Annotated in this window: 7 protein-coding genes; 2 read left to right on the top strand and 5 right to left on the bottom strand. The window is 33.2% G+C overall.

Annotated elements, in window-relative coordinates; genetic code table 11:
• Positions 1-1418: 1418 nt before the first annotated feature.
• The 3 genes from ETU10_RS00135 to ETU10_RS00125 form a co-directional block, all read right to left on the bottom strand.
• Entirely contained in the window at positions 1419-2237 is an 819-nt protein-coding gene (locus ETU10_RS00135) for a tyrosine-type recombinase/integrase (protein ID WP_146309250.1), read from the bottom strand.
• 24 nt (positions 2238-2261) lie between these two features.
• Positions 2262-3083, bottom strand: a complete 822-nt coding sequence (locus ETU10_RS00130) for a tyrosine-type recombinase/integrase (protein WP_146309249.1) — start codon at positions 3081-3083, stop codon at positions 2262-2264.
• Between the two features lie 115 nt (positions 3084-3198).
• Positions 3199-5313 carry a toprim domain-containing protein gene (locus ETU10_RS00125; protein ID WP_146309248.1) on the bottom strand — a complete coding sequence of 705 codons (2115 nt, stop codon included), beginning with the start codon at positions 5311-5313 and terminating at the stop codon, positions 3199-3201.
• A 177-nt stretch (positions 5314-5490) separates the two neighbouring features.
• Here ETU10_RS00125 and ETU10_RS00120 point away from each other — a divergent pair, with 177 nt between their 5' ends.
• Positions 5491-5826 carry a helix-turn-helix domain-containing protein gene (locus tag ETU10_RS00120; RefSeq protein ID WP_146309247.1) on the top strand — a complete coding sequence of 112 codons (336 nt, stop codon included), beginning with the start codon at positions 5491-5493 and terminating at the stop codon, positions 5824-5826.
• A 223-nt stretch (positions 5827-6049) separates the two neighbouring features.
• Complete coding sequence (locus ETU10_RS00115) at positions 6050-6322, top strand: hypothetical protein (protein WP_146309246.1); 273 nt, start codon at positions 6050-6052, stop codon at positions 6320-6322.
• Between the two features lie 57 nt (positions 6323-6379).
• Here the strand turns inward: ETU10_RS00115 and ETU10_RS00110 are convergent, their stop codons facing one another.
• Both ETU10_RS00110 and ETU10_RS11100 read right to left on the bottom strand, forming a co-directional pair.
• Positions 6380-6811, bottom strand: a complete 432-nt coding sequence (locus ETU10_RS00110) for a hypothetical protein (protein ID WP_146309245.1) — start codon at positions 6809-6811, stop codon at positions 6380-6382.
• 14 nt (positions 6812-6825) lie between these two features.
• The coding region (locus ETU10_RS11100) for a polymorphic toxin type 47 domain-containing protein (protein ID WP_246118394.1) at positions 6826-7374 on the bottom strand (549 nt) is incomplete at its 5' end.

The raw sequence follows: 7374 nt of genomic DNA, 5'->3' as shown, positions 1-7374 counted from the left end.
GATGTATTGTCCAGTTTCGGGATTGTAGTAACGGAAACGATTATAGTCTAACTCTGCGCTTCCTTTTGCCTCGCGCGAGTGAATACTTTTTGCTTCTACTCTATGCCAGTTGAAACAAATAGTTATGACTAAAAGTATAAAGTATAGATACTTTTTCATTGGCTCAAATTTATAATTTTTTATTCCATTTGAAATAAAAAATATCTATCTTTATCAGACTAAAAATAAGGTTATAATTTATTTATGATTTCAATAATCCTGCTTTCGGGCAGGATTTTTTTTCAGTTGAAAGTAAAATATTGGATTTTTATTTTATTTTATTTTATTTTATTTTTTCGTATCTTTTATACTCGTTTTTGGGGCTTAATTAACTCTCTTTTTTCAATTGTAAGAATATAATAACTGCCTGATTTTTTTTGGCTCTTTTGGGGGCTTTTGGGATAAAACTTATAATAAAACTTAACATTTTTTTTATCTGTTTTTTGGCGATATCTTATTGATTGTGTGTTGTTTGTATTTTATCTTTCTGGTGATTTTGGTATTTTATTATAAGTTTTATTAAAATGATTTTTTTCTATTGTGTTGATTATCAGTTATATAATTTTTTCATTTTTAGTGTTCCGCCACTCCCTCTTGTTAGTTTTTTTTTGTGTTATTTTTTTATATGATTCGGGGGTGTTTTTTTGGGTAAATATTTTTGGTTTTTTTCTGATTTTTTGGGATAAATATACAAGGGGATATTTTTTTTCTTTATGGCAATATTTTTTTGTATTTGGGGTTTTTGTTAATGTAGGTTAAGTTTTTTTGTGTTTCTCTTTTTTATTATCGTTGTGTTTTATTATGACTAGATTTTTTTTGGAGAACTGCTTTTAGGTGGTTCTCTTTTTTTTCAGTTGAAAGAAAAAAAAACAACGGATTTTAAAAAGAACATAGGGCGTTGGGCTTTCGGGGGTGGCGGTTGTTCTTTTTAAAAACGTTCGTGGTTTTTATAAAAGAGGGTTGCGAGTTTTTAAAAACGAGCTTTATGCGTCCTAGCGAGCAGTAAAGCGAGTGTGCGAGCGCGGGCGGTGGGGGCTTGCCAAAAATTTAATCTATCTTCCTTATTATTTTTTGGCGATAAAACCGCCCGTGAACGGGGTTAAAGGTGGTTTACTTCTTTACATGGGTGTTTCGTCCCCGTGGCGCGCAAGCACCTGCCTGCGAGCATAACTAACAAGCAACGGCGGATGCGAACCTGTGAGCAGACGAAGTAGTTGCGAATGAGGATGGATGAGCCACGCGACGTTTTTGTTGTGTAAGTGAATACTTGCAACTGGAACTAAAAAACAAAGCTGGGGGCGAAGAATGACGAATACCTTTGCAATGGGCGTTTGAGATAGTGTTTATTTTGAAGTCAGAAGTATAGTTTGAGAGGGTTTCTAGTTGGTTTGACTTACTTTGTTTAATGGATGTAAATTTTCAATCTCATTTTTCAACTGTTCTAAGTTTGTAGTTTGGTATTGTTGAGTAATCGAACTTTTTTTATGACCTGAAAAAACCTGAACTTTTCTTAAATCATGTTTTTTAAGTAGGTTCTTGATTACACTCTGCCTTATCTTTATGGGGGTATATTTTTCTTGTCTTTTAAAATTAATATAGTGATTAATTCCTTTGGCTCTTAGTTTCTGTCCTGGTTTCCTGCTGTGTTCAAAGACATAGTTTCTGTTTTCTTTAAACAGCTTATAGTGTTCTGTAACTAAATAGATTTGTTCGGCTTTGAGTTTTATGGTTCTAGTTTTTAAATAGATTTCTGCTTTTTGTATTTCTATATCTTTAGGTTTTAGATTTGCTATTTCTTGTATGGTTAATGCTTGATATACTAAAAGGCTTACCATGAGTTTTTTATGTTTGGGGGTTTGTTCTAAATACTTTTCTAATTGTTTTTCTGTATATAATAGTTCTGTTTTAATAGACTTATCTATCTTATCTTTTAATTGTAAATCTTTACAAGGATGATCTTTTCTTTGTTTGGTTTGTTGTAAGTAGTTATAATAGGCTTTGATATGGGCTAATCTGCTTTGTAGGGTTTTGGGGCTGTTGCCTTGTTTGCGTAGGGTTTGTATATAGTGTAAGATTTCTTTTTTCTGGGCTTGTTCTGGGTTTTTAATGTGGCGTAAATATTTTTTTATTCCTATTAAATAGCTTTGTATACTTTCTCCTGTATATTGTTCTTCTAAATAGTCTTGTAATGTTTTCATTTTTCTAAATTCTTATTTCTTTCTTCATAATTCTAACTTAGTAATTCGTACATATTGTTCGGTGGTGTCTAGGTATTTGTGTCCTAAGAATTCTTTGACGTTTTCTAGGCTTAATCCGTTCTCCAGTAGATGGGTGGCTATACTATGGCGTAAGCTGTGTAGGGTTATATTTTTGTTTAGGGTGGTTCTTTTAAGTATTTTCTTTAGTAGTTCTAAGGCGGTATGTTTTTTCATTCTTTGTTGTTTTTGATTGAGTAATAGGGCGGTTTCTTCAATTTGTATAGAATTTCTATATTTTAAATAATTCGTGAAATCTCTTTGTAAAGTCTGATTGATAGGTATTATTCTTCTTTTGCTGTTCTTTCCTTGTTCTACGATCACTAGTTTGTTTTTTATATCTAATTCTTCTGTATTGATTCTTTCTAGTTCTATGGCTCTGAGTCCACAGCCGTAGGCTAAATGTAAAAGGATTTTTTCTTGTAGGTTTTTTGTTTTACTGTACAGGGCTTGTATTTCTTCTTGGGTGAGTATTATCCGTTCTTTATAGGGTTGTTTTTCCAGATGTAAAATAAGGGTTTCAAAAGGGTTTTTACTGATATATTTACTTTCTTTTATATATCTAAAATATTCTTTGGGGTGTGTGTAATACTGATATATTGTACTGCTATGTAATTTTCTTTGTTTTAATTCTTTTATATAATTTTCTAGGTCTTTTGTTTGTATTTGTTTCTCTTGTTTGTTTGTAAAGGTTAAAAAGCTTTTTATGTTTCTTATCTTGCTGTAAATGGTTTTGGGGTTATACCCTAGGGTGTGTAATTTTTCTTGGTAGTGGTGGAGTTGTTCCATTTTTGGGTTGTGCTTTTGGGGAATCTGGAACGCTTTTGTGTTAAGGGGTTGTTTTTGTGTTATTTAAATGTGTTTTTGCTGTTCCATACCTGTTCCTTTGCTGTTCCTTTTTTATTTATAGTTTATTTATCTGTTTTTGTAATTGTTCTTTGATTTGGTTTCTTAGTTTTTCAAAGTCATCCCAGTATATAATTTTATATTTATAGCCTGTGGTGTTTTGTCCTCCTGTACTTCGTATATAATCTAATTCTTTTAAGTGTTGTATATACCGAAACATTTGGGTTTTACTTATGTTCAATTTTTGTCTTACTTCTCGTAAATAAAATTCTTGGTCTTTGCTTTTTAGATGGGTTTTTAAGCGTTCAAAGAATTGTCTTAAACTTCCGTCTAATTCGTCTATTTTTAGGATTATGCTTTCAAAGAGTACTTCGGTGGCTTGTTGTAAGTCTTCTTTTTCTGTTATGATTTGATTATCGGCGGAGATTCTCCGATTTTTTTGGTTTAAATAGGTGACTTGTTGTATTATGCTTTGATACATTTGGTTGAGTCTTCTTATTTTGTGGACTTCTTGGGGGAGTTGTAATTTTGTTGCATAGGGGTTGATGACTTCTAGGTTCTGTAGGCTTCTTATGTAGTCTTGTAATTGTTTTTGGGCTTGTTTTTCCTGCAAGGAGCTTAGCTCTCCTGCGTATTTTTTATTTTGGTAGGCTATGATTTTTTGGCTTTGTTCTATGGATTCGTCTACGGCGAGGATAAAAGATCGGCTCATATTATCCTCATAAATATCTCCTTTGGTGGTAGCCGATAAGGAACTAAAGATACCGCGTACTTTTTTTTGGGTGCTTTTGATATTGCCTTTTTTGTCTTTAACGCTGACGCTACTGCTGAGTTTTTGACTGCTGATGAGTTCTCTTAAGCTATATAGGGCTTCTTCTTTTAAGCCGTCGAGGTCTTCAATAATGATATTTTTACCTACTAGATCCCATTCGCCCCAGTTGTATAAACTGCTTTCGGTGATTCGGGTGAATCGTAAAACATCTTCGGGGGGCATGAGGTCGGCGATCTTAGAGATTAAATGGGTTTTTCCGCTTCCTGAGCTGCCTTGCACGATGGCGTGCAGGGGTTTGGGGGTTTTGTATGAGCTGGCGATGATAAACAGGAGTAGTCTGGTGTTTTCTTCGCCGATGATTCCGCTTTGTTCTATTAATTGATTGATTTGGGTTAGGGTGAGATTGGGTTCTTTTTTTGGTGGATTCTCTATACTATGTTTTTCTGGTGATCGTTCAATGGTTTTTCTTTTTTCTATCAGCTCTGTAAATATCTCTGGGGTATGTAATTGGTGGGTTTCGTTGATGTCTTTGTTGGGGAGTTCTAGGGTGGTGAGTTGTAATTGGGGATTTTGGTTTGTTAATTCTTTGGCTAATTTCTCTGTGGCTTGTTTTCCTGCTTGGTCATTGTCAAAGATTATTATTATTTCTTCTAGGTGTTGGAGTTCTTGGATTGCTTGTTTGTGTTCTGATGTAAAGCCGTTGGTTCCATAGCAGGCGAGTACACTATACTTTTCTCTTATCTTTTCTATTTGCAATAGACTGGCGCTATCGATGATGCTTTCGGTTAAAATTAGGTTTTTTGTTTCTTTTGGGGGATATCCGGGATATAAGCCTTGGCGGTTTTTTAAATAGTAGTGCTGGTGGTCTTTGATGCTTCTCCCGTAAAAACTTACAATCTTGTTGTGGTGGTCTTTCAGGGGAAAAACGATACAATTGACTATTCCTTTATACGTCCTGCCGTTGTAGCCGATTTCTAGTTGTTCGGGGGTTAGATTTCTTGATAATGTATATTCATTTGCTTTTTTACTTTGTCTTAAATTTTGCTTCATTTTATAAAATACTTCTTCCAGCTTATTCATAGGCAACTCTTGGTATTCTTTTACGCGTCCGTTGCTGTAACGGCTACTGGGCTCGCCTATGAATGTTTGGGCTTTTTTAATGGATTCTGCTTTGGTGAGTTTTTCGTAATACATAATAAAGTCTATGACATCGATAACCTTATTGGATTGGGGGCAGTTTCCGCTGTAACATCTGACGGTGTTGGAATCGTTAAAGACCTGCATGCTGGGGGTTTGGTCTTCGTGAAAGGGACATCGGCACATCTGGTTTTTGACTGGTATCTGATAATGCTCTAATACTTCTTGGATGCTTAACTTTTGTTTGATTTCTGGGATACTCATAACTAGGGTTTTTTATTGAGTAAGTTTTTTTTAAAATATTTTATAATACCTATTTGCTCCAAAGGTAATAAAAAGGTATATATTGCGTATACTTTTTTATTCTTTTTTTTACATAATATGAACTATATTTGATGCATATACGCTTAAAAGCTATTGTATAAAAATATTTTACGCAATATGACATTAGGAGAAAAAATAAAATTAAGTAGGAATAAAAAAAAGATTTCTCAATTAGAATTAGGTAATCTGGCTCAAACTCATCAAAAAAATATTTCTAAATATGAGCAAGACTTGGTTATTCCTTCTGCTACAACTTTAAAAGCTATTGCCGATGTTTTAGATGTTACCACAGATTTTTTATTGGGTAATGAAGAAAATACTATTAAAGATACTGAACTTCTTAAGCAGTTTAAAGAAATAGACAATCTTCCTGACGACTTAAAAAAATCATTACTTGATGTGATTAAAGCTTTTACTAGGGACTATAAAAATAGACAGGCTTACTCTATGTAGCATATTATTCTTCTTAATAAATAAAATATAATATAAAGATGATTGTACAATCATCTTTATTTTTTTGTCTATTTTTGTCTCGCAAACAGAATTTATTTTAAATAGGTGATTAATCATAACGATAATCTGGCAGGCGTACGGGTGAAAGTCCCGAGACTTTTCTACCTTGGTAGATTCTGTTTGCAGCGACCTGCCTTTTTTTTAACTCTTAATATTTTTTATCATGCAAACAGAAAAAAATGTCGAACAAAAAAACAACAATTTAAACCCTGAAAGCCTTAAAGTGTTTTTAACTGCCTTGGATAATTTCTCTTTTATTGGGGATTACCAGCAGTTGGGATTCTCTATTCAGGCGCTTATTAAAGCTCTGAAAGTGGCTATTTTAGATCCTGTCAATTCTTTAAACAGGGATGAGCTTTTTTTGCTTTTGTCCTTACTCTTAGAGCTGATCCCTAAAAGCGAATGGGAACTCTTGGACAAACTGTATAAAAATTAATTAAAACAAAACACCAACCTTTAGGGTTGGTGTTTTGTTTTATAACTATAGTAGTATTTAAGGCTTTTTTAATTCAATTCCTGTATAAACCATATTATCTTCTTGAGTAACTGAAATAACATAAGAAAATTGTTCATCTAAGATATATACATTCATATAGGGTAGATTTTCTAAGATTTCTATTACTTCTTCCCAATTATTTAAGATTAAACAACTCTTACTTTGCTCTGCAAACATATAAAACTTCCCTGTCTGAGGGTTATTTTTTAATACTTCTATACAATAAGGATTCTTTAATATGGTACTAGAATCTATTAAATTTAAAAAAAATCTATCATCATATCGATTAGGAATAGGATTAGTTTTAATAAATTTGTCAATCATTTTTTTGCGTATCTCATCAGATGATATGATTTCAACATTTTTTAGTTCAGAATCTTCTAATCCTTCTAAAAGATCTTCTTCATTACGTTTATCGTATTTTTTCATTTTAATATATTGAATTAGTAAGGACATTTTATTTTTGTTCTTCCAACATCAACCCCATCTACTTTAGTATCATCGATTAAAATATGTCCTACCTTTTTATCTTTCTTTTTACCTGTCTGCCAACCAACATGAGGGGCATCGGGTCCAGTTCCCCATACTCCATTTTTATCAAATCCGTCTAAATGAGGTAAATCTATATTTACTTCGGATTTACTTGGTTTATGATACCATTCAACAGGAATTGATTTTCCATATTCAGTTTTAACTTCAGCCCATTTAGTTACGGTAAATTGATCTTTTGGAATTCCTGTTTTTTCAAAAGCTATATCTAAGGCATCCTGTAAACTTGAACCCGTGCCACGTAAATCTAAATCGTTAGGTCCGAGCTTTCCTTCGTTCCAATTCAAGCCAGTGCCTTTTGGTTGAGCCATTAATCCCAGTGTATCCACCATCGTATTGGAGTCATGCGTATAAGCATAGCTATTAGGGTTATTCCCTGCCAGACCGATGGGGTCTTTGGAGATGTATTGTCCAGTTTCGGGATTGTAGTAACGGAAACGATT

Source organism: Apibacter muscae, assembly GCF_007845595.1.
Lineage (GTDB): Bacteria > Bacteroidota > Bacteroidia > Flavobacteriales > Weeksellaceae > Apibacter > Apibacter muscae.
This window is presented reverse-complemented; position numbering and strand designations above follow the sequence as displayed.

Excerpts from the sequence above, each read along its gene's own strand:
- ETU10_RS00115 (WP_146309246.1), top strand. The coding sequence starts at position 6,050 with ATGCAAACAGAAAAAAATGTCGAACAAAAAAACAACAATTTAAACCCT.
- ETU10_RS00110 (WP_146309245.1), bottom strand. The coding sequence starts at position 6,811 with ATGAAAAAATACGATAAACGTAATGAAGAAGATCTTTTAGAAGGATTA.
- ETU10_RS00120 (WP_146309247.1), top strand. The coding sequence starts at position 5,491 with ATGACATTAGGAGAAAAAATAAAATTAAGTAGGAATAAAAAAAAGATT.
- ETU10_RS00135 (WP_146309250.1), bottom strand. The coding sequence starts at position 2,237 with ATGAAAACATTACAAGACTATTTAGAAGAACAATATACAGGAGAAAGT.
- ETU10_RS00125 (WP_146309248.1), bottom strand. The coding sequence starts at position 5,313 with ATGAGTATCCCAGAAATCAAACAAAAGTTAAGCATCCAAGAAGTATTA.
- ETU10_RS00130 (WP_146309249.1), bottom strand. The coding sequence starts at position 3,083 with ATGGAACAACTCCACCACTACCAAGAAAAATTACACACCCTAGGGTAT.